A 24,606-nucleotide genomic window follows, 5' to 3' on the forward strand; every position below is an offset into this window, starting at 1 on the left:
CACTTTCTGTTGGGATTAGCGGTCGAGCACGGCCCGGATGGTTTCCATGGCCGTGACCAGCCGGCGGGAAACCTCGCGGTTCACCTCTTCCAGGCGGTTGGCGCGGAATTCGGACTGGTCGAGTTCCTGGGCGAGCCGCGAGCGGTCGGCATTCACCCGCCGCACTTCGCCCTCCACCTCGCCGTGGTCGCGCTCCCGGTCGAAGCGCATGTCGAGCGCATTGTCGAGGCTTGCAAGAGCCCTGCGGAGCTCCTCGATTGCTGCCCTGACTGTTTCCCCGTTGGTCATAAAGCCTTCACCGGCACTCTCAAAAAACGCGAATCGCCGCCGCCAGCGCCGGTTCTCTTCCTTTGACAGTATTCAACTGCGGGCCCGAGCGTCAACAGCCGGGCGCGACCGGCCCGGAACGGCGCTGTGGATCAGCCGTCACAAGGGGCGAAAACGGCCTGCGGCGCATTCATGCGAAAACGCTGAAAAAGTCCGTGGAACCGGCGCGCAAACGCCGCAGGAACCGCCGAATTCGTTGACTCCGACTGTGCACCTGCTATGTGTCACCCCGCTTCCAACCGATCCCCCTGAACGGCATCGGCCCTGACACCCCGAAGAAGACGGAACAGTCATGATCTCTCGCGAAAAACACGACCGGATGGCGAATGCAATTCGCTTCCTTTCCATGGATGCCGTGGAAAAGGCGAACTCCGGCCACCCCGGCCTGCCGATGGGCGCAGCAGACATTGCAACGGTTCTTTTCACCCGCTTCCTGTCCTTCGATCCGAAGACCCCGTCCTGGCCGAACCGCGACCGCTTCGTCCTGTCGGCCGGCCACGGCTCGATGCTTCTCTACTCGCTGCTCTATCTGACGGGCTACGAGGACATCACGATCGACGAGATCAAGAATTTCCGCCAGCTCGGCGCCAAGACGGCCGGCCACCCGGAATACGGCCACGCCGCCGGCATCGAGACGACCACGGGTCCGCTCGGTCAGGGCATCGCCAACGCCGTCGGCATGGCGCTTGCCGAACGCAAGCTGCGCGACGAGTTCGGCTCCGACCTCATCGAGCACTATACCTACGTGCTCGCCGGTGACGGCTGCCTCATGGAGGGCATCAGCCAGGAAGCGATCTCGCTTGCCGGCCACCTGAAGCTCAACAAGCTCATCGTCTTCTGGGACGACAACAACATCTCGATCGACGGCCCGATCTCCATTGCCGACTCGACCGACCAGCACGCCCGCTTCCGCGCCAGCCAGTGGCACACCATCGCCGTCGACGGCCATGATCCGGAGGCCATCGCCGCCGCCATCGAGGAAGCCCAGAAGTCCGACAAGCCGACCATGATCGCCTGCAAGACGACCATCGGCTTCGGCGCGCCGAACAAGGCCGGCACGCACAAGGTCCACGGCTCGCCGCTCGGCGCGGACGAGATCGCCGCCACCCGCAAGGCGCTGAACTGGGAATCGGAAGCCTTCGTCGTTCCCTCCGACGTGCTCGACGCCTGGCGCCTCGCCGGTCTGCGCTCCACCAAGGCGCACAAGGAATGGGAAGGCCGCCTCGAAAAGACGGAAGCCGAGAAGAAGGCACAGTTCGTCCGCCGCTTCGCCGGCGACCTCGAAGGCAGCCTCGATTCCGCCATCGCCGCCTACAAGAAGAAGCTCGCCGAAACCAAGCCGAACCCGGCCACCCGCAAGGCTTCGGAAGACGCGCTCGAAGTCATCAACGGCGTGCTGCCGGAAACCATCGGCGGCTCCGCCGACCTGACCGGCTCCAACAATACCAAGACCAGCCAGACCAAGTCGATCACCCCGACCGACTTCTCCGGCCGCTACATCCACTACGGCGTGCGCGAGCACGGCATGGCGGCCGCGATGAACGGCATGGCGCTGCATGGCGGCCTCATCCCCTATTCCGGCGGCTTCCTGATCTTCTCGGACTATTGCCGTCCGTCGATCCGCCTCGCCGCCCTGATGGGCATTCGCGTCATCCACGTCCTGACGCACGATTCCATCGGCCTCGGCGAAGACGGCCCGACGCACCAGCCGGTCGAGCACATGGCGGCGCTGCGCGCCATCCCGAACCTGCTCGTCTTCCGCCCGGCCGACGCCACGGAAACGGCCGAGTGCTGGCAGCTTGCGCTGGAAAGCCACAACCGCCCGTCCGCCATCGCGCTGACGCGCCAGAACCTGATGCCGGTCCGCCTGGAATATGAGGAAGAGAACCTCTGCGCCCGCGGCGCTTACGATCTCGTCTCGGCCAGCGACGCCCAGGTGACGATCTTCGCCACCGGCTCGGAAGTCGAGATCGCCGTGAAGGCCCAGCAGGCCCTCTCGGCCAAGGGCATTTCCACCCGCGTCGTCTCGGTTCCCTGCGTCGAGCTCTTCGCCGAGCAGCCGGAAGCCTACCAGCAGGCCGTCATCGGCAATTCGCCGGTCAAGATCGCCGTCGAAGCCGGCATCCGCCAGGGCTGGGATCACTTCATCGGCTCGGACGGCATCTTCGTCGGCATGTCCTCCTTCGGCGCCTCCGGCCCGTACAAGGAGCTCTACAAGCACTTCGGCATCACGCCGGAAGCCGTCGTCGCCGCCGCGGAAGCCAAGCTCGCCTGATTGCCCCAGGGCGCGGCTCCCCGGCCGCGCCTCACCTCGCAAAGTTCATCCATAGGGAGAGACCCGAAATGACTGTGAAAGTTGCCATCAACGGTTTTGGCCGCATCGGCCGCAACGTGCTGCGCGCCATCGTCGAGTCCGGCCGCACCGACATCGAGGTCGTTGCCGTCAACGACCTCGGCCCGGTCGAGACCAATGCGCATCTCGTTCGCTATGACTCCGTCCACGGCAAGTTCCCGGGCACCGTCACCGTTTCCGGCGACACCATCGACGTCGGCCGCGGCCCGATCCGCGTCACCGCCATCCGCGACCCGAAGGAACTGCCCTGGGGCGACGTCGACATCGCGCTGGAATGCACCGGCCTCTTCACCACCAAGGAAAAGGCCTCCGCACACCTCGCGAACGGCTCGAAGCGCGTCATCGTCTCGGCCCCGTGCGACAATGCCGACAAGACCATCGTCTACGGCGTCAACCACAACACGCTGACCAAGGACGACCTCGTCATCTCCAACGCCTCGTGCACGACGAACTGCCTTGCACCGGTCGCCTACGTTCTCGACAAGGCCTTCGGCATCGAGAAGGGCTACATGACGACGGTTCACTCCTACACGGGTGACCAGCCGACGCTCGACACCATGCACAAGGACCTGTATCGCGCCCGCGCCGCAGCCCTGTCCATGATCCCGACCTCGACCGGCGCCGCCAAGGCCGTCGGCCTCGTGCTGCCGCAGCTCAAGGGCAGGCTGGACGGCTCGGCCATCCGCGTGCCGACCCCGAACGTCTCGGTCGTCGACCTGAAGTTCGTGCCGAAGCGCAACGTCACCGCTGAAGAAGTCAACGCCGCCATCAAGGAAGCCGCAGAAGGCGAACTGAAGGGCATCCTCGACTACGTCACCGGCCCGCTCGTCTCGATCGACTTCAACCACGACAGCAATTCGTCGAACTTCGCCGCCGACCAGACCAAGGTCCTCGACGGCAACCTCGTTCGTATCCTCTCCTGGTACGACAACGAGTGGGGCTTCTCGAACCGCATGTCCGACACGGCGGTTGCCCTCGGCAAGCTGATCTAATCGGAAACACGAAACACCCGGGCAGCGATGTCCGGGTGTTTTTTCTTGACCAGACGTCACATTCAGGAGCCGTGCCATGACCTTCAAGACCCTCGACAACCTCACCGATATCGCCGGCAAGCGCGTGCTCGTTCGCGTCGATCTCAACGTGCCGGTCAAGGACGGCAAGGTCACCGATGCGACCCGCATCGAGCGCGTCGCGCCGACCATTCAGGAACTTTCCAAGAAGGGCGCAAAGGTCGTCCTGCTCGCCCATTTCGGCCGCCCGAAGGGTGAGGTCGTCGCCGACATGTCGCTGCAGCAGATTCTTCCCGCCGTGAACGACGTCCTCGGCGCCAAGGTCCATTTCGCCGCCGACTGCATCGGCGAGCCGGCCGCAGCCGCCATCGCCGCCATGGCGAACGGCGATATCCTGCTTCTCGAAAACACCCGCTTCCACAAGGGCGAAGAGAAGAACAATCCCGATTTCACCGCCGCGCTCGCCGCAAACGGCGACATCTACGTCAACGACGCCTTCTCGGCCGCCCACCGCGCCCATTCCTCGACGGAAGGCCTTGCCCATCTCCTGCCCGCCTATGCCGGCCGCACCATGCAGGCCGAGCTGGAGGCGCTGGAAAAGGGCCTCGGCAACCCGGCCCGCCCGGTCGTCGCCATCGTCGGCGGCGCGAAGGTCTCCACCAAGATCGACCTGCTCATGAACCTCGTGAAGAAGGTCGACGCGCTGGTCATCGGCGGCGGCATGGCGAACACGTTCCTGGCCGCCCGCGGCACTGATGTCGGCAAGTCGCTCTGCGAGCATGACCTCGCCGACACCGCCAAGCAGATCATGATAGAGGCCGCCACGGCGACCTGCGCCATCGTGCTGCCGGAAGACGGCGTCGTCGCCCGCGAGTTCAAGGCCAATGCCGAGAACGAAGTGGTCGACGTCAACGCCATTCCCGCCGATGCCATGATGCTCGATGTCGGCCCGAAGACGATCGAGGCGGTCAATGCCTGGATCTCGCGCGCTTCGACGCTCGTCTGGAACGGCCCGCTCGGCGCTTTCGAAATCGCCCCCTTCGACACCGCGACGGTCTCTGCCGCAAAGCACGCGGCAGCCGAGACCAAGGCCGGCAAGCTCGTCTCCGTCGCCGGCGGCGGCGATACGGTCGCGGCCCTCAACCATGCCGGCGTCGCCGACGATTTCACCTATGTCTCGACCGCCGGCGGCGCGTTCCTCGAATGGATGGAAGGCAAGCCGCTGCCGGGCGTCGATATCCTGCGCCAGCAGAAATAAGCGAAAGCCCTTGCGCTCCGGCACGGATCACCTACATTCCTTCTATCGTCAACGTTCAGAAAGGAAGGTGATCCGATGTCTAGTGAGAATTTGGCTCTGGCCGCGGGCATGGGAAAAGTGGTGACGAAAGCGGGGCAGCCCTCGCTCTGAACCCACCTTCCTGCGGGCCGCAAGGCCCGGGTCCGTGCCGGACCAGACCTCATGGGGGCCACCTTCGGGTGGCCCTTTTGCGTTTCAGGGCCGGATGAGCACCGTCAGCATCATCAGCCCGATGGCGACCACCGCGATCTTCCAGAAATCCGCGCGCCGACGCAGCCCCGGCAGGCCGATGGGCCGGATGAGATGCAGCAGCATGGCAGCGATGAGAAGTGCGGGCAGGATTTTCGACATGACGGCCTTTCGGGCCCCTTCCTGTCACACCTCAGACACTTTTCCAAGCGATCAGCGCATGGCGTGAAAATCGCGCCGACGTCGCCTTTGCATCTGGCAATCGGCAACAGGTGCGCTATTCCTTTCCCATCGGCGAACAAGCGAAAATCACATGCGAAAAAACCTCCTATCCGTCTTCGCGCTTCTCCTGGGAACCCTGTTCCTTTTCCTGGGCAACGGCCTGCATGGCCTGCTGCTTCCCATGCGCGGCGCCTTCGAGGGCTATGAGACGACGATGCTCGGCCTGCTCGGCACGTCCTGGGCGACGGGCTTCGTGCTGGGCTGCCTGCTGGCGCCGACCGTCGTCAAGCGCATCGGCCATGTGCGCGCCTTTTCCGGCTTCGCCTCGCTCATCGCCATCATCGCGCTTCTGACGGGCATGATCGTCGATCCCTTCTGGTGGATCGTGCTGCGCGCCGTCACCGGCTTTTCCATCGCCGGCACGTCGATGATCATCGAAAGCTGGCTGAACGAGCGCGCGACGAACGAGAGCCGCGGCCTGATCTTCTCGCTCTATATCGCCATCACGCTGGTCGGCACGGTCGGCGGTCAGATGACCGTCGCGCTCGGCGACGTCACGACCCCCATGCTCTTCATGGTCGCGGGCATTCTCTACTGCCTCGCCATGCTGCCGACGACACTGTCGACCGCCGCCTCGCCCCAGCCGCTGAAGCAGGTCAAGCTCGATATCCCCGCCCTCTTCCGGACTTCGCCCATCGCCTGCGTCGGCATCGTGCTGATCGGCATCGCCAACGGCGCCTTCGGCACGCTCGGCGCGGTCTTCGGCGCCAATGCCGGCCTCTCTTCCAGCAACATCGCCTTCATGATGAGTATCGCCATCTTCGCCGGCGCTGTCATGCAGCTTCCCGCCGGCCGCATCTCCGACCGCATGGACCGGCGCATCGTGCTCGCCGTGCTCTCGGCCATCGCCGCCGCCGCCGGCCTTGCGCTCTTCATCTTCCAGCCGGCCTCCGTGCCCGTCCTCCTGGCGCTGACCGCCCTCTACGGCGCGATGGCGAACGCCCTCTATCCGATCGCCGTATCGCACGCCAACGACTTCGCCAGCCCCGAGGACTTCGTGAAGGTCTCCGGCGGCCTGCTGCTGCTCTACGGCGTCGGCACGATCATCGGCCCGACGCTCGGCGGCCCGATCATGTCGTCCGTCGGCCCCTATGCGCTCTTCATGGTCACCTGCTGGGCGCATATCCTCATCACGGCCTACGCCATCTTCCGCAGCCGCCGCCGCGCCGCGCTGCCGGCCGAGATGCGCGAGACCTACACGACCATCAATCCCGGCACGCTCACCACGCCGGAAAGCCTTCAGCTTTCGCCGCGCGCCCTGCCCCAGCCGCAGGCCGCCGACGAGCAACAGGAGGAACGCACCGCATGAGCCTCTTCGACGACGACCGCCCGCAGAAGAAGACCGCGCATGAGATCGGCAGCGACCTGTCGCTGCTTTCCGTCGATGAGCTTGCCGCGCGCATAGACCTGCTGCGCGCGGAAATCGACCGTCTCGAATCGGAAAAGACAAAGAAGGGCGCAAGCCGTTCGGCGGCCGAGAGCCTGTTTCGCTGACCCTCATCAGGTCACCGGTCTTGCCGAAAAGGCACAGACGGCGGCGAAACGACAATAGAGTTAACCGGCCATTAAACCTTACCTGCTATTACCTGCACATCCGGTCCTTCCGGCTTCAGACATTTCCACCCCTTTGGGTTTGCGTCTGATTTTTCCCCTGTTTTACCTTGAGAGCCGCTTTCCGCGGCTCTTTTTTTATTTGCAACGCCCCGTCCGCGCCCCCTGTCCCGAAAGAATTGTGGAGATTAACCCTTTCTTAAGAATACCCTTGCGCGAATTAGGTTATGGCATCATCTTCTAGCCACAGACCGGCCACTTGGAACACCACGGGCCGACCTTCCGTTACCTGCAAGTGATGCGTTCAACAGGGAAGAAACCATGTCCGAAAGAGGATTGAATACCGTCAGCTTCGCTGGCCATGTTGCGTCGTCGGCGCAGTTCAAGTCCCTGTACGCCGAGGGCATGGGTCTGGTCGAGGAAACCGCGAGCTATCTCGACGGCGTCGGCCGTCAGGCCTCCAAGGTCCTGCCGCGCATGGCCTCGGTGCTCTATGCGGCGGAATCGATGCGCCTCACCACCCGCCTCATGCAGATGGCCTCCTGGCTCCTGCTCCAGCGCGCCGTCAACAATGGCGAGATGAGCCGCGACCAGGTGCTTTCGGAAAAGAACAAGGTCCGCCTCGACAGCTTCAACGTCGACAAGACCGCGCCCGGCTGGAACGACCTGCCGGAAGCCTTCCGCGACCTCATCGAGCGCTCGCTGCGCCTGCAGAACCGCGTCGCCCTGCTCGACCGCGAGATCTACCGTCCACAGGAAGTCCAGACCTTCCAGCCGGACAACCAGAACAGCGTCCAGGCCCAGATCAACCTGCTGCAGACCGCCTTCGGCAACAACTGATCGGCACGCACGCAGACCGATATGCAAGACCCGGCTCCGGCCGGGTTTTTTGTTGCCTGCGCATAAGCTGAGGGACACGCCAAACAACAAAAAACCCGGCCGGAGCCGGGTTTTTCGAAATCCGCCGCAAGGCAGGAAGCAGATTAGAGGCCGAGACCTTCGAAGCGCTTCTTGAACTTGGAAACGCGGCCGCCACGGTCCAGCATCTGCTGGTTGCCGCCGGTCCAGGCCGGGTGCGACTTCGGGTCGATTTCGAGGTTCATCGTTGCGCCAGCCGAACCCCAGGTCGAGCGGGTTTCGTACTCGGTGCCGTCGGTCATCACGACCTTGATGGTGTGGTAGTCGGGATGGATATCAGCCTTCATGACACTCTTCCTGCTTGTTCCGGGGGCCATTTGTCGCAATGGATTGCGACAGCGAGGCCAAAGACGTAAATGAAGCCGCGGTCGGTCGGACCTACGGCTTCCCAATTCGATGGCGAGCCTATACATGAAGGCCGTCTGGATAACAAGAGCCGAAAGACAATTCGTGCCGCAAGGCGCTGGAAACGGGGGTATGGTGTCCACAGACAAAGATCACGCCGCGCAGGAAAAGCCCGCGCGCCAGAACATGCGTCCGCTGGGCAGGCTCGCTCCCTATCTTCGCCGCTATCGTGGCCTCGTCGCCGGGGCGCTCGTCGCGCTCGTGCTCGCCGCCGTCACCACGCTCATCCTGCCGATCGCCGTGCGCCGCATGATCGACCACGGCTTCTCGGGCGCCGATGCCGGCTTCATCAACACCTATTTCATGATGCTCTTCGCGCTCGCCGGCTTGCTCGCGCTCGCCAGCGCCCTGCGCTACTACTTCGTCATCACGCTGGGCGAGCGCATCGTCGCGGACCTGCGCCGCGACGTCTTCGCCCACGTTACGAAGCTCTCCCCCGCCTTCTTCGACGTCAACCAGTCCGGCGAGATCGTCTCGCGGCTGACGGCCGATACGACGCAGATCAAGTCCGCCGTCGGGGCCACCGCCTCGGTCGCGCTGCGCAACCTGATCCTCTGCCTCGGCGCCATCGCCATGATGGTCTATACCAGCCCGAAGCTCTCCAGCCTCGTCATCGCCGCCATTCCCGTCATCGTCTTCCCGCTTGTCGCCTTCGGCCGCTCCGTGCGCCGCCGCTCGCGCGAGGCGCAGGACATGCTGGCCGCCGCCTCCGCCTATGCCGGCGAGGCCATCGGCGCGACCCGCACGCTGCAGGCCTTCAACGCGGAGGAGGCCGCCCGCGCCCGCTTCTTCGGCACGGTCGAGAACGCCTACGAGGCCGCCCGCTCGGCCATCCGCGCCCGCTCGCTGCTGACGGGCTTCGCCATCGCCATGATCTTCGGCTCCGTCGTCGCCGTGCTCTGGTTCGGCGCACGCGACGTGCTCTCCGGCACGCTTTCGGCCGGCACGCTCGGCCAGTTCCTGCTCTACGCCGTCTTCGCCGCCGGCAGCCTCGGCGCGCTGTCCGAGGTCTGGGGCGAGCTGTCGCAGGCCGCAGGCGCCGCCGAGCGCCTGACCGAACTTCTCGCCGAGCCCCCGGCAATCACCGCGCCCGCCAACCCGGTCGCCCTGCCCGTTCCCGCGCGCGGCGAGCTGGCGTTCAGGGACGTCCACTTCTCCTATCCCGCCCGCCCCGGCTACCGCAGCATCAATGGCCTCAGCTTCGCCGTGAAGCCCGGCGAGACCGTCGCCGTCGTCGGCCCCTCGGGCGCCGGCAAGAGCACCATCCTCTCGCTCGTCCTGCGCTTCTACGATCCCGATTCCGGCAGCGTGCTGCTCGACGGCGTGGACCTTCGCGCCGCCGATCCGGAAGCGCTGCGCCGCCGCATCGCGCTGGTGCCGCAGGACGTGACGATCTTCGCCGCGACGATCCGCGACAACATCGCCTTCGGCATGGACAATGTCAGCGACGAGGCAGTCCGCGCCGCCGCCCGCGCGGCGCAGGCGGAAGAATTCATCGACCGGCTCGACAAGGGCTACGACACGATGGTCGGCGAGCGCGGCGTCACGCTCTCCGGCGGCCAGCGCCAGCGCATCGCCATTGCCCGCGCCATCGTGAAGGACGCCCCCCTCCTGCTGCTCGACGAAGCCACCTCCGCGCTCGATGCGGAAAGCGAGACGCTGGTGCAGAAGGCGCTCGACGGCCAGATGGGCAAGCGCACGACCATCGTCATCGCCCACCGCCTCGCCACCGTCCTCAAGGCCGACCGCATCCTCGTGATGGAGCATGGCCGCATCGTCGAGGAGGGCACGCACCAGTCGCTCATCCGCCAGGATGGCCTCTATGCCCGCCTCGCCCGGCTGCAATTCGATCACGGCGGCCAGGCGTTCCTCGGCGAGGAACAGGCCGCCGTCTGAGCAAGGCTCAGGCGCCGACCGCCCTGCCCGCGACACGGCCGGAGAAGAGGCACCCGCCGAGGAACGTGCCCTCCAGCGCGTTATAGCCATGCAGGCCGCCGCCCCCGAAGCCGGCGGCCTCGCCCGCCGCGTAAAGCCCCGGCACCGGCCTGCCGGAAAGCTCCAGCACGCGGCCCGAAAGATCGGTCTGGAGACCGCCCAGCGTCTTGCGCGTCAGGATGTTGAGCCGCACCGCGATCAGCGGCCCGGCCTTGGGATCGAGCAGGCGGTGGGGTTTGGCCGTGCGCATCAGCTTGTCGCCGAGATAGGCGCGCGCGCCGCGGATCGCCGTCACCTGCGCATCCTTGGAGAAGGCGTTTTCGATCTCCCGGTCGCGCGCCTCCACCTCGGCCCTGACCCTCACCACGTCCAGCAGCGGCTCGTCGGTCAGCGCGTTCATGGCGGAAACGAGGTCTCCCAGATCGTTGCGCACCACGAAATCCGCCCCCTTGTCCATGAAGGCCTGCACGGGGCCGGGCGGGTTCTTGCCGAGACGCTTCAGGAGAAGCGGGATATTCTTGCCGGTGAGGTCCGGATTCTGCTCCGAGCCGGAAAGGGCGAATTCCTTCTTGATGATCGCTCGCGTCAGGATGAACCAGCTATGGTCATACCCGGTGGCGCGGATCGCCTTCAGCGTTCCCAGCGTATCGAAGCCCGGCATGGCCGGAGTCGAAAAGCGCCGCCCGCGCGCATCGAGCCAGAGCGACGACGGACCGGGCAGGATGCGGATGCCGTGGCCGGGCCAGATCGGGTCCCAGTTTCGCAGGCCCTCCGTATAGTGCCACATCCGGTCGCCATTGATGACGGAGCCGCCGGCCTGCTGCGCGATTCCCAGCATGCGCCCGTCGACATGGGCCGGCACGCCGCTCACCATGAAGCCCGGCGGCTCCCCGAGGCGGTCGCGCGGCCAGTTCTGCCGCACCAGATCGTGATTGCCGCCGATCCCGCCGGACGACACCAGCACCGCGCCGGCACGGAGGCTGAAATCGCCGACGACCTCCCGTGAGGTCGAGCGCCCGCGCTCCGCCGCATCCGGCGCCAGCACCGCGCCATGAGCGCCGACGACCGCGCCATTCTCGACGATCAGCCCGTCGACGCGATGGCGGAAGCGGAAGGCGAGTGTGCCGGAGGCGCGAAGCTCCTGCGCGCGGCGAAGGAAGGGCGCCAGCACGCCGGGACCGGTGCCCCAGGTGACATGGAAGCGCGGCACGGAATTGCCGTGGCCGGTGGCAAGGCCGCCGCCCCGCTCCGCCCAGCCGACGACCGGGAACCAGCGCATGCCCATGGCATGCAGCCAGGCGCGTTTCTCGCCGGCCGCGAAATCGAGATAGGCTTCCGCCCAGCGGCGCGGCCAGTAGTCCTCCTGCCTGTCGAAGCCGGCCGAGCCGAACCAGTCCTGCCGGGCAAGATCGACCGTGTCGCGGATGCGCATGCGCCGCTGCTCGGGGCTGTCGATGAAGAACAGGCCGCCGAGCGACCAGAAGGCCTGCCCGCCAAGGTTTTGTTCGCCCTCCTGATCGAGCACGATCACCTTGAGGCCGCGCGCCGCCGCCTCTATCGCCGCCACGAGGCCGGCAAGGCCCGCCCCGATCACCAGAAGATCGCAATCCACCGCATAGCCTCCCGCCTTATGTCGGGAAAACTTACGCATACGTGCGCGTAAGATCAACAGCACGGAAATCGCGTCTCTGGCGCGCGGGTGTCGCTTACTTTTCGGTCAGTTTCAGCTCGATGCGGCGGTTGGTGGAGCGCGCCTTGTCGTCATCACCCTCGGCAATCGGCTGGAACTCGCCGAAGCCGGCCGCGACCAGCCGGTTGGCCGGAACGCCCTTGGAAATGAGGAACTTCACCACCGAAGTCGCACGCGCGGAGGAAAGTTCCCAGTTGTCGCGGTAGCGGCCCGTGCCGGAGAGCGGCACATTGTCCGTATGGCCGTCGACGCGCAGCACCCAGTTGATTTCCGAGGGAATTTCCTTTGCGAGATCGAGCAGCGCCGTCGCGAGCTTGCCCATCTCCGCCTGCCCGGCCTCGTTGAGATCGCTGCCGCCCGAGGGGAACAGCACCTCGGACTGGAAGACGAAACGGTCGCCGACGATGCGGATATTCTCCCGGTCGGAGAGGATTTCGCGCAGGCGGCCGAAGAAATCGGAGCGGTAGCGGTTAAGCTCCTGCACGCGCTGCGCCAGCGCCACGTTGAGGCGGCGGCCGAGATCGGCGATCTTGGCCTGCGAGGACTGGTCCTTCGCTTCGGAGGCCTGCAAGGCCTCCTCCACGGCGGCGATCTGGCTGCGCAGGGCGGCGATCTGCTGGTTGAGAAGCTCGATCTGGCTCATGGCCCGGGCGCTCACCTGCTTTTCCGAATCCAGCTCGCCTTCCAGCGTCGTGACGCGGGCATTGGCCGTGCTGGACGCACCGGCCCCGCTGTCGAGCAATTGCTGAAGGCGTGTCCGGTCGCTTTCCGACTGGCTGAGCGAGGCCTGCAGATTGGCGAGCGCATCTTCCAGATCCTGCTTGCCGCTTTTCTCCAGCGCGAGAAGCTGCGTCAGCTCGTTGATCTGGCTCGTCAGCCGGTTCAGCACGTCGTCCTTGCCGGAAATCTCGCGGCTGAGGAAGAATTGCGCCAGCACGAAGACGGTGAGCAGGAACATGATGGCGAGCAGCAGCGTCGACAGCGCATCGACGAAGCCCGGCCAATAATCGACGGTGCGCTGGCTGCGCCGGTTTCGCGCGAGCGCCATGACTATTCGCCCCCGGTCGTATGGACCTTCTCGGCGGCGCGCTCGGCCTTTTCGCCGCTGCGCGCGGCAAGCCGGTCGAGCGTGCGGCGCAGGGCCTTCGCCTCTTCCTGCTGCGCCTCGATCCAGTCGCGCAGCATCTGCTGTTCGCTGCGCATGTTCTTCACGAGGCCCTGAATGCCCTCGGCAAGGCTCGCCATCGCGGCCGTGGAGCGGTTGCTGCCGCCGCTCTCCTGCGCAAGCAGCAGGATCTGCTCGGCAAGCGCCTGCACGTCTGCGGAGGACGCGCCGGCCCCGTCGGCCACCGGCTGGAGTTCAGGCCCGACATCGGTGACCGAGGAGAGCCAGTTTTCCAGCTCCGTGTAGAAACGGTTCTGCGCGCGGCCCGCCTGCAGGTCGAGGAAGCCGAGGATGAGCGAGGAGGAAAGACCGAAAAGCGAGGTGGAGAAGGCCGTTCCCATGCCGGTCAGCGGGGCGGAAAGGCCTTCCTTCAGGGCATTGAGGATATCGTTCGCCGTGCCGCCGCCGGCATCCAGCGACTGGATGACCTGGCTGATCGAGCCGATGGTGCCGAGCAGGCCCCAGAAGGTGCCGAGCAGGCCGAGGAAGACGAGAAGGCCGATCAGGTAGCGCGATGTATCACGGGATTCGTCGAGGCGGGTCGCGATGGAATCGAGGATCGAGCGCAGCGCCGTGGTGGAGAGCGCCACCGAATGGCGACGGCCGATCAGCGAGCGCATCGGCGCAAGCAGCACCGGATCGCGCCCGACCTTCTCGGCGCTGCCGGCCGCGCGGAACGAGTTGAACCAGCGCACTTCCGGTCTCAGCGCCAGCACATGGTTGAAGACCAGCAGGATGCCGATCAGGAGCACGCCGAGGATGAGGCCGTTGAGGCCGGGATTGGAAAGGAAGGCCGTCTGCGCCTGACGGAAGAGGATGGCGGCCACGAAGCCGACGATGATGAGGAAGATCACCATCGTCCAGAAGAAGGCCATGGGGCTTGAGAGTTTGTGCGGGTAGTCCTCGGTCTCGGCCGAGCCTCCCCGGCCCGACAGCGCCAGCTTAGCCATGTAGTCGCATCTCCGCTTCCTCGTCGGGGCGGAGACTAGAGGAAGATTGCGACGAGTTGAAGGGCCAAGCAGCCACGCGGCGCCCGAAAGCGCCGCTCATGCCAAGTGCTTAGCGCGTCGGCACCGGGCGATGCAGCACTTCGCGCAGCGCCTTGTGGATATATTCGTTGCCGGCGACGATGGTGCCCGTGTCGAACATCGCCGTGCTGCCGTCCAGATCGCTGACATAGCCGCCGGCTTCACGAATCAGCAGGATGCCCGCCGCCATGTCCCACTCGGAAAGGTCGCGCTCCCAGAAGCCGTCGAAGCGGCCGGCGGCGACATAGGCAAGGTCGAGCGCGGCCGCGCCGAGGCGGCGCATGCCGGCGACTTCGCCCATCGCATGGCGCAGTTCGATCAAGTACTTGCCGTGGTTGCCGCGGCCGAGATGCGGCATGCCGCAGCCGATGACGGCATCCGAAAGGTGCTTGCGGGCCGCCACGCGCAGGCGGCGGTCGTTGAGGAAGGCCCCGCCGCCGCGCTCGGCGGTGAAAAGCTCGTCCGTCGCCGGGTTCAGCACGACGCCCGCGACGATCTCGCCATTGCGCTCCAGCGCGATCGAGGTCGCAAAGCAGGGAATGCCGTGCAGGAAGTTGGTCGTGCCGTCGAGCGGATCGACGATCCAGCGGTGCGCGCCGTCCGTGCCGGCGATCTCTTCGGATTCCTCACCAAGGAAACCGTAGGTCGGGCGCGCCTTCATCAGCTCTTCGCGGATGATCTTCTCCACCTTGCGGTCGGCCTGCGAGACGTAGTCGCCCGGCCCCTTCAGCGAAACCTGCAGGTTCTGCACTTCGCCGAAATCGCGCGCGAGCGACTTGCCGGCCTTGAAAGCGGCCTGAACCATGACGTTGAGAAGAGCTGAACGAGCCATGCAACCTTGTCCTTCGGGAATGTCCGGCGCTGGAGACGGCAGAAGCCGTGGCGCGAAAACGCGCCGGGACCGGGATATGCGGCCTCAAGACCACAAATCCCCCGAAGTTTCAAGCCTTCTGCCCCTGCAAGGGATGCAAAGCAGGCCATCCTATCGCGCAACAGGGTAAATGCGGGGACGGTCAGGACCCCGAACGGTACTTGTTCGCCGCCGTGATCGCCGCCTTCTGCTGCTCGTCGTTGAGGCCAAGATAGAAGTCCTCCAGCAAGGGATCGTTCAGCCCGGCGCGGCGCGCCAGCACGAACCACTTCGCCGCCTCGACCGGATCGGGCCTGGTGCCGATCGCGTTGATATAAAGCTGGGCAAGCTTGCTCTGGGCGACCGGGTTGCCGCCGTCCGCCGCCCGCTTCATCCATTTGAAGCCGGCGTCGAAGTCGCGCTCGCCGGCCGTGCCGTTCACCAGCCACATGCCGAGGTCGAGCTGGGCGGTGTCGTAGCCGGCCCGGGCGGCGCGCAGCAGCCATTCGCGGGCGCGGCTCTTCTTTTCCGCCGGCAGGTCCGGCAGGCTCTCGTAGATCTGCGACAGGGCGTATTGCGCATCCGCGATGCCCTGCTCGGCGGATTTCTCGTAATAGGGCAGCGCATCGCGCAGCCCCTTCTCGCCGGGCGTCTCCGACACCAGCACCTGCGCATAGTTGAACTGCGCCGAGGGATTGCCGAGTTCGGCCGATTTCTTCATCAGCTCGTCGGCCTTCTTGCGGTCGTCCTTGGAGCGGGAGCGCTCCATGAGGAGGACGGCATATTTGAACATGCCGGTCGGATCGCCACCATTGGCCGCCTGCTCGTACCAGAACATCGCCTGATCGCGGTTGCGCTTGACGCCAAGGCCACGGTCGAGAATTTCGGCAACGAGCGTCTGCGCCGCCGGATCGCCGAGCTGGGCGCGCGGCAGGGCAAGCTCCATCGCCGTGAGATAACGCCCGCGCTGGAACGCGCCATAGGCCTCGTCGACCTTGCCGGTGAAGGGCTTTTCCGCCGGCAGGGCGGGAAGCTCCGCCCCCATGCGGTCAAGCACCGTCAGGCCCGTCGATGGCCCGTCTTCCGGCTTCTCCCCGGGCTTGCCCTTATCGGCAGCCTTGTCAGCGGCCTTGTCGTCGACCTTGTCCGTCGATGCCGCCTTGTCCGCGGGCGCGTCCTTCTGTTCGGCCTGGTCGCCGCTCGTGACGGAGGGCCCCTTCTTCGCCGTTTCCGCAAAGGCGGGCGCGGCCACGAGGAGGCCCGTGGCGAGAAGCGCCATCGGCGCGATACGGCTAGCTTGCGAAAGAACGGCCCTGATCATGAACCCTACTATTCCTCAAACCGTGGCGCTTTTTCGTCAAGCAGGGCATTGACGGCGGCAACGACATGCGGGGCCTGCGCGGGATCGGCGAAGACCGCCTTGTCCAGCGCCACGAATTCCGCGCCGGTCTCAGCCACCGCCAGCGCCGATTGCGGATCCGTGCCGCCGAGCACGATGCAGGGAATCTCGACCATCGAGGCCCACCATTCGGCAAGCGCAAGGTTCTTCGGATGCGCCTCCGGCTTGATGTCGCCGCCGATCTTGCCGAAGAAGATGTAATCCGGCTGCACTTCGCCGATCTCCAGCGCCTTGTGCCTGTCCGTCGCATTGCCGCCGCCGACGATGAGCTTCGGCGTGAATTTCTCCACCGCCTCGCCAAGCGCCTCGAGGCCGCCCGTCACATGGATGCCGTCGGCCTTCGCCCGGCCCGCCACGCGCGTATCGCCCGCAACCAGCGCCGCCGCGCCGGCTTTCTGCACGAGCGCAACCAGCGCCTCGGCATGTTTCTGGAACTGCCCGTCGTCCAGCCCGTATTGCGGCAGGATGACCGAAGCGACGTCGCCGCCCTTCAGGGCCCCCTCCAGCATCGCCGCCCGCGCGGCAAGGTCCTCGCCCTCGGGAAGGATCAGCACAAGGCGGCAGCGGCTTTCGACATTGGACATGAATGGGACTTCCTTACGTTGCGGCCGCCGGTTGCGGCGTCCGGTCTCGTCATAACAGATCAAAGCGGATAGACGGAAGGACGAACAGGATCAATCGCCTTCCATGTCCATCGACCCCGCCATCTACTACGCCGCCGTTCCCGCGGTCATCCTCGTCGGCCTCACCAAGGGCGGCATGGGCGAGGCGCTCGCGCTCATGGGCGTGCCGCTGCTCGCCATCGCCGTGCCGCCGGTGCAGGCCGCCGCCATCCTGCTGCCGATCCTCGTCGTCATGGATTGCGTCTCGCTCTGGATCTGGCGCCAGCACAACGACCGCACGCTCCTGAAGATGCTGTTGCCGGGTGCCCTTGTCGGTCTCGCCGTCGGCTGGGCGACCTCGGCCTATGTGCCGCGCGATGCGCTGCGCCTCATCATCGGCATCATCACCGTGCTCTTCGCCGCGCGCTATTTCTACAATAGCTGGCGCACGCGCCACGGCCACGTCATCCATGCGAAGCCGCACCGGCTGGCGCCCGCCGCCGTGCTCGGCACGCTTTCGGGCTATGGCAGCTTCGTCGCCCATGCCGGCGGCGCGCCCTTCCAGGTCTACGGCCTGCCGCTGAAGCTGCCGCCGCGCGACTATACCGGCGCTGCCGTACGCTTCTTCGCCATCCTCAACTTCCTGAAGCTCGGCCCCTATTTCGCGCTCGGCCAGTTCGGCACGGAGAACCTCACCATCTCCGCCACGCTCGTTCCCCTCGCCATCGCCGCGACCGCTTTCGGCGGTTTCATCGTCAAGCGCATGAAGCCGGATGTGTTCTATCCCTTCATGTATGCCATGGCCTTCATCGCCGGCCTCAACCTCGTCCATGACGGCGCGCGCGCCTTCTTCTGAGCGGCCCTTCGCAGCGCACAAAATACTTGCCGCACCTGCTGCTTTGCCATAGCTTTCGGCCATGACCCAGCCGGACCCCTTCTCCGCGATCGCCGACCCGAACCGCAGGTTCCTGCTGGAAGAGTTGCGCCGCGCGCCGCGCACGGTCAACGAACTGTCCGAAGGCCTGCCGATCAGCCGCCCGGCGGTATCGCAGCACCTCAAGGCGCTGCTCGATTCCAATCTGGTCAGCGTGAAGGCCGAAGGCACGCGGCGCATCTACGCCATCAATGCCAAGGGCTTCGACCGGCTCAATCTCTGGCTCGACCAGTTCTGGTCCTGAGCATCGCATCCGCCCCATTTTGAAACAGAACGCCCCGGCACGTCTTTCGAACGGGCCAGGGCGTCACGACATCTATGATTTCGTATTCCGGAAGCGGTTTCGCGAAATGGGCTCCTACCCTGGTCCTCCCTTACAGACCATCTGTTCCGCGACGTGCCTTCCTCCGATTAACTTTGGAAAAACACCTGTCTTTTCAGTGAGAAGAAGAGCGGAGGCGCTCGATCTCATCCTTGATGCGCAGCTTGCGACGCTTGATCTCCGCAATCGTCTGATCCTCAGCCGAGGGGCGGTTCACCGCGGCATGCAGCTCTTCTTCCAGAGCAACGTGCTTCTTTTCGAGCGTAGCCAGATGGGCCTCAATCGTCATGTGACAGTTCCTTCCTTTTGCTTGCACCCGGTCACTTGCGTGCCGGATGATCCAGGTTGCAACAAAGTCAGTGTGCCATGTCATTTTTCATTTGTCGAAGGCGAAAACGTGGCGAGGGATAACTTCCCGTTACCGGGGGTTTCGTGGTAGGAGCAGCCTTCACAGAGGGTGCGGGACGGGGATAGGCCGCAACCGCGACGACGGGGAACGAACAGCATGGCAGACCAGGAACAGGCTGAATTGCGGCTTGCCGCGGCACGGCTCCGCCAGGAGCACGAAGACTACGACGCCGCGATCAACGCCATGATCCAGACCGGGTGCGAAGCCCTCAGAATCCAGCGCATGAAGAAGAAGAAACTGATCCTGAAGGACAAGCTTTCCAAGCTGGAAGACCAGATCATCCCCGACATCATCGCCTGAACGGACGAGACGCCTTGGACACGACAGAAACGCCCCCCGTCGCCATCATCATGGGAAGCCAGTCCGACTGGGAGACGATGAAGAACGCCGCCGATACGCTCGATGCGCTCGGCGTCGACTACGAGGCCCGCATCATTTCGGCGCACCGCACGCCCGACAGGCTCTACAGCTTCGCGCGCGGCGCCAAGGCAGAGGGCTTCAAGGTGATCGTCGCCGGCGCCGGCGGCGCGGCCCATCTGCCCGGCATGGCCGCGGCGATGACCCCCCTTCCGGTCTTCGGCGTCCCGGTTCAGTCCAAGGCCCTTTCCGGTCAGGACAGCCTGCTCTCCATCGTGCAGATGCCGGCCGGCATTCCCGTCGGCACGCTCGCCATCGGCAAGGCCGGCGCGGTCAACGCCGCGCTGCTCGCCGCCGCCGTGCTGGCCCTCAGTGACCCCGAACTTGCCCACCGTCTCGACGAATGGCGCGAGAACCAGTCGAACGCTGTTGCCGAATATCCCGTGGACGGCCCGCTATGAGCGTGCGCACCATCGGCATCATCGGCGGCGGCCAGCTCGGCCGCATGCTCGCCATGGCCGCCGCGCGGCTCAACCTGCGCATCGTCGTCCTGGAGCCGCAGCCCGACTGCCCCGCCGCGCAGGTCGCCAATGCGCAGATCGTCGCGCCCTATGACGACCCCGATGCGCTTGCCGAACTTGCCCGCATCTGCGATGTCGTGACCTACGAATTCGAGAACGTGCCCGTCACCGCCGCCGAAAAGCTGGCGGCATCCGTCCCGGTCTTCCCGCCGCCGCGCGCGCTGGAAGTCTCGCAGGACCGGCTGGTCGAAAAGAGCTTCATCCGCGATTGCGGCATCCTCACCGCCGATTTCGCCGCCGTCGACAGCCAGGCCGATCTGGAAGCCGCGCTCGACGCCTTCGGCGGTGTCGGCGTGCTCAAGACGCGCCGCCTCGGCTATGACGGCAAGGGCCAGCGCCTCTTCCGCTCACCCGCCGAAAGCCGCGAAGGCGCGTTCGAAACCCTGGGCGGCGTGCCGCTGATCCTAGAAAGCCTCGTGCCCTTCGAGCGGGAAGTCTCGATCATCGCCGCCCGCGACCGCGACGGCACCATCGCCTGCTACGACCCGGCGGAGAACGTCCACCGCAACGGTATCCTGCACACCTCCACCCTACCCGCCCGCGTCAGCGAAACGACGGCGGATCAGGCGCGCAAGGCGGCGCGGGCGATTCTCGACAGCCTCGACTATGTCGGCGTGATCGGCGTCGAGTTCTTCGTCCTGCCGGACGGTGGGCTGGTCGCCAACGAGATCGCGCCCCGCGTACACAATTCCGGCCACTGGACGGAAGCGGCCTGCGTCGTCTCGCAATTCGAGCAGCACATGCGCGCCGTCGCCGGCCATACGCTGGGCGATCCACGCCGCCACTCGGACTGCGTGATGCAGAATCTGATCGGCGACGACATCGACGACGTGCCCGCCTGGCTGGAAAAACCCGGCGTGCTCGTCCACCTCTACGGCAAGACGGAGGCCCGTCCCGGCCGCAAAATGGGGCATATCACCCAGATTCTCGACTGAGGGATGCTGGAAAACCGGCTCCCACGGTTGACAGAGGAAATATCACGGGTTACATGCCTGCCAACCCGAAAGCGCGCCCGAAACGGCGCGTTTTTGATTGAGGAAATCCGGCGAACTCGAGTCGCCCCGAAATACGCGGATCAGAAAAATGAAGATCAAGAATTCGCTCAAGTCGCTCAAGGCTCGTCATCGCGAGAACCGCCTTGTTCGCCGCAAGGGCCGTGTCTACATCATCAACAAGCAGAACCCGCGCTTCAAGGCCCGCCAGGGCTGATCAAGCGTCGCGGTCGCCTTTCCGCCTTGCGGAAAGCGATGATCGACAAATAATCGTTTGAAGTTGGCGCATGGCGGTTTACCATAACCGCCATGCGCTTTTTCATGCTTACCGCTTTCTGCCTGTCCCTCTCCCTCACCGGCGCGCTTGCGCAGACGGCGGACAAGGCTTCGCTCGACACCTCCTCCAGCGCCTTCACCACACCCGCCCAGCGACTCGATACGCTCTTTAGCGAGTTGAAGCGCGAAAGCGATCCCGACAAGGCCAGAAGCATCGCCGACCAAATCCGCCGCGAATGGCAGGAATCGGGCAGCGCCACGATCAACCTGCTGATCCAGTGGACCGACAAGGCGATCTCCGAGGAGAACAACGCCGCCGCGCTCGATTTTCTCGATGAGGCGATTCGCCTGAAGCCCGACTATGTCGAGGGCTGGAACCGCCGCGCGACCCTGCATTTCAAGAGCGGCAACTACCGCAAGTCCATGTCGGACATAAACCAGGTGTTGCGGATCGAGCCGCGCCATTTCGGCGCCCTTGCCGGCATGGCGGCGATCATGGAGCAGACCGGCCGCGACGAGATGGCGCTGAAGGCGCTGGAAAAGGTCCTCGATCTCTATCCCGCAGAGCGGGACGCACAGAAGGAACTCGGAGACCTTGCGGAAAAGCTGACCGGCCAGCGCACCTGACCCGTCGGTAGCGCGGACGGCGCGGATCGGCTATCAGAAGCCAACCGGACCGCTCCCTGCCCCTTCCCGTCGCCCATGCTGACAGCCCTCCTTGCCACGCCCCTCACCCTCCTCATCGCCAGCTTCGCCTTCTCGGCATGGAAGACGCGGGCGCTCGAACGGCGATTCCCGAATATCGGCGAATTGATCGATATCGGCGGCCTGCGCATGAACAGCGTGTTCGTGCCGGCCGGCGGGGCGGTGGACCTGCCGCCCATCGTCTTCATTCACGGCGCGAGCGGCAATCTGCGCGACCAGATGCATGCCTTCCGGGAGAAGCTCGAAGGCCGCGCCGACCTTCTCTTCCTCGACCGCCCCGGCCATGGCTATTCGGAACGCGGCGGGGCGGAGAACGCCTTTCCCGACGGGCAGGCCCGCGCCATCGCGCGGCTGATGGAAAAGCGCGGAATCGCAAAGGCCATCGTCGTCGGCCACTCCTTCGGCGGCGCCATCGCCGCGAGCTTCGCGCTGGAGCATCCGGAAAAGACGGCGGGGCTGCTCTTCCTCGCTCCCGCCACGCATCCCTGGCCGGGCGGCATCGACTGGTATTACGATCTTGCGAAACGGCCGGTGATCGGCTGGCTCTTCAGCCATATCGTGGCCATGCCCGCCGGCCTTCTGCGCATTAAGGGCGACACCCGGTCCGTCTTCGCCCCCAATGCCTGCCCGGACGACTATATCGAGGCGACGGCCCCGGCCCTCGTGCTGCGCCCGAAAACCTTCCGCAGCAACGCCATCGACGTCGCGAGCCTGCTCGCCTATGTCCGCCGCACACAGCCGCGCTACAGCGAAATCCGCACGCCCACGGTCATCGTCACCGGCGATACGGACGGGATCGTCTATGAGGAAATCCATTCGGTGGGGCTGGCGCGCGACATAGCGGGGTCGGAACTGGTGTGGATCCGCAATCTCGGCCACAAGCCGGATTATGTCGTCACGGACCTTGCCGTCGAGGCGCTGGAGAGGATCGCCGGCGAAGAACGCGACCTCCAGGAATCGGCAAGGCGGACCGAGGCCCGCCTTGCGAAGGATCACGCGCAATAGGCTCTGTCAGACGCCGCTGACGCCGTCGGCGGCGATATAGGCGATGCGCAGCATGTTCGTCGCGCCGGGCGTGCGCAGCGGCACGCCGGCCGAGATGATGATGCGGTCGCCCGGCTTGCCGAACTCTTCGGCAACGACGATGCGGCAGGCGCGGTTGACCATGTCGTCGAGGTCCTCCGCATCGCCCGTGACGACGCAGTGCAGGCCCCAGACGACCGACAGGCGGCGCGCGGTCTCGATGACCGGCGACAGCGCCAGAACCGGCGTATCCGGCCGCTCACGCGCGGTGCGCAGGCCCGTCGTGCCCGACGAGGTGTAACAGACGATGGCCGACAGCTTCAGCGTCTCGGCGATCTGGCGCGCGGCAAGCGAGATGGCGTCGGCGCCGGTCGCTTCCGGGGTCGAACGCTGGGCATAGATGATGCCCGGATAATGCGGATCGCGCTCGACCTTGCTGGCGATGGACGCCATGGTGGAGACAGCCTCGACCGGATAGTCGCCGGAAGCGGATTCGGCCGACAGCATCACGGCGTCCGCGCCCTCGAACACGGCGGTCGCGACGTCGGAGACTTCGGCGCGCGTCGGCACCGGCGCGGAAATCATCGATTCCAGCATCTGCGTGGCGACGACGACGGGCTTGCCGGCGCGGCGGCAGGCGCGGATGAGCTGCTTCTGCAGGCCCGGAACGGCTTCCAGCGGCATTTCCACGCCAAGGTCGCCACGGGCAACCATCAGGGCGTCGGACAGCTCGATGATCTCGTCGATGCGCTCGATGGCCTGCGGCTTCTCGATCTTCGACATCAGGCCGACGCGGCCGCGCGCGACCTTGCGCACTTCGGCAAGGTCTTCCGGACGCTGGATGAAGGAGAGCGCCACCCAGTCGACGCTGCCGGTCGCCAGAACGGCGTCGAGGTCGATGCGGTCCTTCTCCGTCAGCGCACCCACGCCGAGCAGCGTGTCGGGCAGGCTGACGCCCTTGCGGTCGGAAATCTTGGTGCCGGAGACGACCGTGCAGACGATGGACTTGCCATCGGCGCTCTCGGCGCGCAGGTGCAGCTTGCCGTCGTCGATCAGCAGGCGATGGCCGGGCTTGACCGCCTCGAGGATTTCAGGATGCGGCAGGAACACGCGGGTATTGTCGCCGGGCACGTCCTTGTTGTCGAGCGTGAAGGTCTGGCCGGGCTTCAGCTCTTCCGAGCCGTTGGCGAACTTGCCGACGCGCAGCTTCGGCCCCTGCAGGTCGGCGAGAATGCCGATCGGCCGGCCGCAGCGGGCTTCCACGGCGCGGATGCGGCTGATCAGCGTGCGCATCACGTCATGGCTGGCGTGGCTCATATTGATGCGGAACAGGTCTGCTCCCGCCTCATGCAGCTTCTGGATCATCTGCTCGTCAGACGATGCGGGTCCGAGCGTGGCGAGGATTTTGACTTTTCTGTTCCGTCTCATCAGTTCTGGCTCTCCTGCGTCCCTGGCGTGTCGGAAAGCTGCACCATCCAGCTTCCCTGCCGCCCCGTGTCATATTCCTTGAAGCCCATGCGCTGGAAACCGCGTGCGAAGCAGTCCTCGACGCCGGTGATCTTGAACTCGTTCTCGGCAACGCACATGTTGACGTCGCCGGTCCAGCGGCCGCCGCGCGCGGCGTCCTCGGCATAGAGATAATAGTAGCGCGACTGCAATTCGCCCTCGATCAGCGTGGCGCAGGTCGTGGCCGGCACCTGCCACCAGCCCTCGGTCACCCAGCCTTCCTTGGCGCGGTAGCCGATGGCGACGCCGACGAGGTTCTGCGTGCCGTTGCAGACGCGGAAATCGGCTCTCGCCTCATCCGCGACGGAAAAGGCGAGAAAACCCGCGACGAGGAAGAGGCCGGCCTGGAGAAGGCCGCCGGCTTTCGGGAAAAACGGGCGATGGGTCTTGGCTCTCACGGCTTCCAATGGAACTCCGTTGATTTGAATATGCGCTTTCTTGCGACGGCGGGGCATGAATGTCAACGCGGCTCTAATCGATTACATTGTCATGAAAAGAGA

The 24,606-nt window shown here is 65.5% G+C and carries 27 protein-coding genes; 15 read left to right on the plus strand and 12 right to left on the minus strand.

Annotation, left to right across the window (positions count from 1 at the left end):
- Positions 1-15: 15 nt before the first annotated feature.
- On the minus strand, positions 16-288 hold the full coding sequence (locus K8M09_RS13550) for a DUF4164 domain-containing protein (protein ID WP_160785285.1): 273 nt from the start codon (positions 286-288) through the stop codon (positions 16-18).
- A 331-nt stretch (positions 289-619) separates the two neighbouring features.
- Here K8M09_RS13550 and tkt point away from each other — a divergent pair, with 331 nt between their 5' ends.
- The 3 genes from tkt to K8M09_RS13565 all read left to right on the plus strand — a co-directional run bounded on the left by tkt (position 620) and on the right by K8M09_RS13565 (position 4,948).
- Positions 620-2,602: a transketolase gene (gene tkt, locus K8M09_RS13555; protein ID WP_160785284.1), complete on the plus strand. Its 1,983-nt coding sequence runs from the start codon at positions 620-622 to the stop codon at positions 2,600-2,602.
- Between the two features lie 68 nt (positions 2,603-2,670).
- A complete protein-coding gene (gene gap / locus K8M09_RS13560; protein WP_160785283.1) occupies positions 2,671-3,672 on the plus strand; it encodes a type I glyceraldehyde-3-phosphate dehydrogenase in 1,002 nt (333 codons plus the stop codon).
- Positions 3,673-3,748: 76 nt separating this feature from the next.
- Positions 3,749-4,948, plus strand: coding sequence for a phosphoglycerate kinase (locus tag K8M09_RS13565; RefSeq protein WP_160785282.1), 1,200 nt, complete (start codon positions 3,749-3,751; stop codon positions 4,946-4,948).
- A 234-nt stretch (positions 4,949-5,182) separates the two neighbouring features.
- Here K8M09_RS13565 and K8M09_RS13570 read toward each other — a convergent pair whose 3' ends face one another.
- Positions 5,183-5,338 (minus strand): hypothetical protein, encoded by a 156-nt coding sequence (locus K8M09_RS13570; protein WP_170299422.1) that lies wholly within the window; start codon positions 5,336-5,338, stop codon positions 5,183-5,185.
- A gap of 151 nt (positions 5,339-5,489) precedes the next feature.
- Between K8M09_RS13570 and K8M09_RS13575 the strand changes: the two genes are divergently transcribed.
- The 3 genes from K8M09_RS13575 to rcdA all read left to right on the plus strand — a co-directional run bounded on the left by K8M09_RS13575 (position 5,490) and on the right by rcdA (position 7,849).
- Complete coding sequence (locus K8M09_RS13575) at positions 5,490-6,767, plus strand: MFS transporter (RefSeq protein WP_160785281.1); 1,278 nt, start codon at positions 5,490-5,492, stop codon at positions 6,765-6,767.
- The gene (locus K8M09_RS13580) at positions 6,764-6,952 is read left to right on the plus strand and encodes a DUF1192 domain-containing protein (protein WP_160785280.1); all 189 of its coding nucleotides are present in this window, start codon (positions 6,764-6,766) and stop codon (positions 6,950-6,952) included. The genes K8M09_RS13575 and K8M09_RS13580 overlap by 4 nt, the downstream gene beginning before the upstream one ends.
- Before the next feature lie 378 nt (positions 6,953-7,330).
- The gene (rcdA, locus tag K8M09_RS13585) at positions 7,331-7,849 is read left to right on the plus strand and encodes a protease adaptor protein RcdA (protein ID WP_160785279.1); all 519 of its coding nucleotides are present in this window, start codon (positions 7,331-7,333) and stop codon (positions 7,847-7,849) included.
- Between the two features lie 143 nt (positions 7,850-7,992).
- Here rcdA and rpmE read toward each other — a convergent pair whose 3' ends face one another.
- Positions 7,993-8,214 carry a 50S ribosomal protein L31 gene (rpmE, locus tag K8M09_RS13590; protein WP_160785278.1) on the minus strand — a complete coding sequence of 74 codons (222 nt, stop codon included), beginning with the start codon at positions 8,212-8,214 and terminating at the stop codon, positions 7,993-7,995.
- Positions 8,215-8,458: 244 nt separating this feature from the next.
- Here rpmE and K8M09_RS13595 point away from each other — a divergent pair, with 244 nt between their 5' ends.
- Positions 8,459-10,228, plus strand: a complete 1,770-nt coding sequence (locus K8M09_RS13595; protein ID WP_229342368.1) for an ABC transporter transmembrane domain-containing protein — start codon at positions 8,459-8,461, stop codon at positions 10,226-10,228.
- A 7-nt stretch (positions 10,229-10,235) separates the two neighbouring features.
- Here the strand turns inward: K8M09_RS13595 and K8M09_RS13600 are convergent, their stop codons facing one another.
- The 6 genes from K8M09_RS13600 to K8M09_RS13625 form a co-directional block, all read right to left on the minus strand.
- Positions 10,236-11,879, minus strand: coding sequence for an FAD-binding dehydrogenase (locus K8M09_RS13600; protein WP_229341893.1), 1,644 nt, complete (start codon positions 11,877-11,879; stop codon positions 10,236-10,238).
- 94 nt (positions 11,880-11,973) lie between these two features.
- Complete coding sequence (locus K8M09_RS13605; protein WP_160785275.1) at positions 11,974-13,005, minus strand: peptidoglycan -binding protein; 1,032 nt, start codon at positions 13,003-13,005, stop codon at positions 11,974-11,976.
- Positions 13,006-13,007: 2 nt separating this feature from the next.
- The gene (locus K8M09_RS13610; RefSeq protein WP_160785274.1) at positions 13,008-14,072 is read right to left on the minus strand and encodes a MotA/TolQ/ExbB proton channel family protein; all 1,065 of its coding nucleotides are present in this window, start codon (positions 14,070-14,072) and stop codon (positions 13,008-13,010) included.
- Positions 14,073-14,181: 109 nt separating this feature from the next.
- Positions 14,182-14,982, minus strand: a complete 801-nt coding sequence (locus K8M09_RS13615) for an inositol monophosphatase family protein (RefSeq protein ID WP_160785273.1) — start codon at positions 14,980-14,982, stop codon at positions 14,182-14,184.
- Positions 14,983-15,163: 181 nt separating this feature from the next.
- The gene (locus K8M09_RS13620) at positions 15,164-16,321 is read right to left on the minus strand and encodes a tetratricopeptide repeat protein (protein ID WP_160785272.1); all 1,158 of its coding nucleotides are present in this window, start codon (positions 16,319-16,321) and stop codon (positions 15,164-15,166) included.
- Between the two features lie 8 nt (positions 16,322-16,329).
- Positions 16,330-16,983 carry a thiamine phosphate synthase gene (locus K8M09_RS13625; protein WP_160785271.1) on the minus strand — a complete coding sequence of 218 codons (654 nt, stop codon included), beginning with the start codon at positions 16,981-16,983 and terminating at the stop codon, positions 16,330-16,332.
- A gap of 103 nt (positions 16,984-17,086) precedes the next feature.
- On the opposite strand from K8M09_RS13625, the gene K8M09_RS13630 reads away from it, so the two are divergent.
- Entirely contained in the window at positions 17,087-17,857 is a 771-nt protein-coding gene (locus tag K8M09_RS13630) for a sulfite exporter TauE/SafE family protein (RefSeq protein WP_160785270.1), read from the plus strand.
- A gap of 61 nt (positions 17,858-17,918) precedes the next feature.
- Entirely contained in the window at positions 17,919-18,179 is a 261-nt protein-coding gene (locus K8M09_RS13635) for an ArsR/SmtB family transcription factor (RefSeq protein ID WP_160785269.1), read from the plus strand.
- Between the two features lie 193 nt (positions 18,180-18,372).
- Here the strand turns inward: K8M09_RS13635 and K8M09_RS13640 are convergent, their stop codons facing one another.
- The gene (locus K8M09_RS13640; RefSeq protein ID WP_160785268.1) at positions 18,373-18,546 is read right to left on the minus strand and encodes a YdcH family protein; all 174 of its coding nucleotides are present in this window, start codon (positions 18,544-18,546) and stop codon (positions 18,373-18,375) included.
- 216 nt (positions 18,547-18,762) lie between these two features.
- Between K8M09_RS13640 and K8M09_RS13645 the strand changes: the two genes are divergently transcribed.
- The 6 genes from K8M09_RS13645 to K8M09_RS13670 all read left to right on the plus strand — a co-directional run bounded on the left by K8M09_RS13645 (position 18,763) and on the right by K8M09_RS13670 (position 22,582).
- On the plus strand, positions 18,763-18,966 hold the full coding sequence (locus K8M09_RS13645) for a YdcH family protein (RefSeq protein ID WP_160785267.1): 204 nt from the start codon (positions 18,763-18,765) through the stop codon (positions 18,964-18,966).
- A gap of 50 nt (positions 18,967-19,016) precedes the next feature.
- On the plus strand, positions 19,017-19,484 hold the full coding sequence (gene purE, locus K8M09_RS13650) for a 5-(carboxyamino)imidazole ribonucleotide mutase (RefSeq protein WP_160785349.1): 468 nt from the start codon (positions 19,017-19,019) through the stop codon (positions 19,482-19,484).
- Entirely contained in the window at positions 19,481-20,539 is a 1,059-nt protein-coding gene (locus tag K8M09_RS13655) for a 5-(carboxyamino)imidazole ribonucleotide synthase (RefSeq protein ID WP_160785266.1), read from the plus strand. The genes purE and K8M09_RS13655 overlap by 4 nt, the downstream gene beginning before the upstream one ends.
- Before the next feature lie 148 nt (positions 20,540-20,687).
- Positions 20,688-20,813: a type B 50S ribosomal protein L36 gene (gene ykgO / locus K8M09_RS13660; RefSeq protein WP_119256688.1), complete on the plus strand. Its 126-nt coding sequence runs from the start codon at positions 20,688-20,690 to the stop codon at positions 20,811-20,813.
- An 83-nt stretch (positions 20,814-20,896) separates the two neighbouring features.
- Positions 20,897-21,499, plus strand: a complete 603-nt coding sequence (locus tag K8M09_RS13665) for a tetratricopeptide repeat protein (protein ID WP_229342371.1) — start codon at positions 20,897-20,899, stop codon at positions 21,497-21,499.
- Positions 21,500-21,574: 75 nt separating this feature from the next.
- Positions 21,575-22,582, plus strand: a complete 1,008-nt coding sequence (locus K8M09_RS13670) for an alpha/beta fold hydrolase (protein WP_160785264.1) — start codon at positions 21,575-21,577, stop codon at positions 22,580-22,582.
- Between the two features lie 6 nt (positions 22,583-22,588).
- On the opposite strand, the gene pyk is transcribed toward K8M09_RS13670, so the two are convergent.
- A complete protein-coding gene (pyk, locus tag K8M09_RS13675) occupies positions 22,589-24,028 on the minus strand; it encodes a pyruvate kinase (RefSeq protein WP_160785263.1) in 1,440 nt (479 codons plus the stop codon).
- Entirely contained in the window at positions 24,028-24,534 is a 507-nt protein-coding gene (locus tag K8M09_RS13680) for a DUF1036 domain-containing protein (RefSeq protein ID WP_229342374.1), read from the minus strand. Before K8M09_RS13680 ends, pyk begins: the two co-directional genes overlap by 1 nt.
- Positions 24,535-24,606: the final 72 nt, after the last annotated feature.

The sequence above is a fragment of the Shinella zoogloeoides genome, assembly GCF_020883495.1.
Lineage (GTDB): Bacteria > Pseudomonadota > Alphaproteobacteria > Rhizobiales > Rhizobiaceae > Shinella > Shinella zoogloeoides.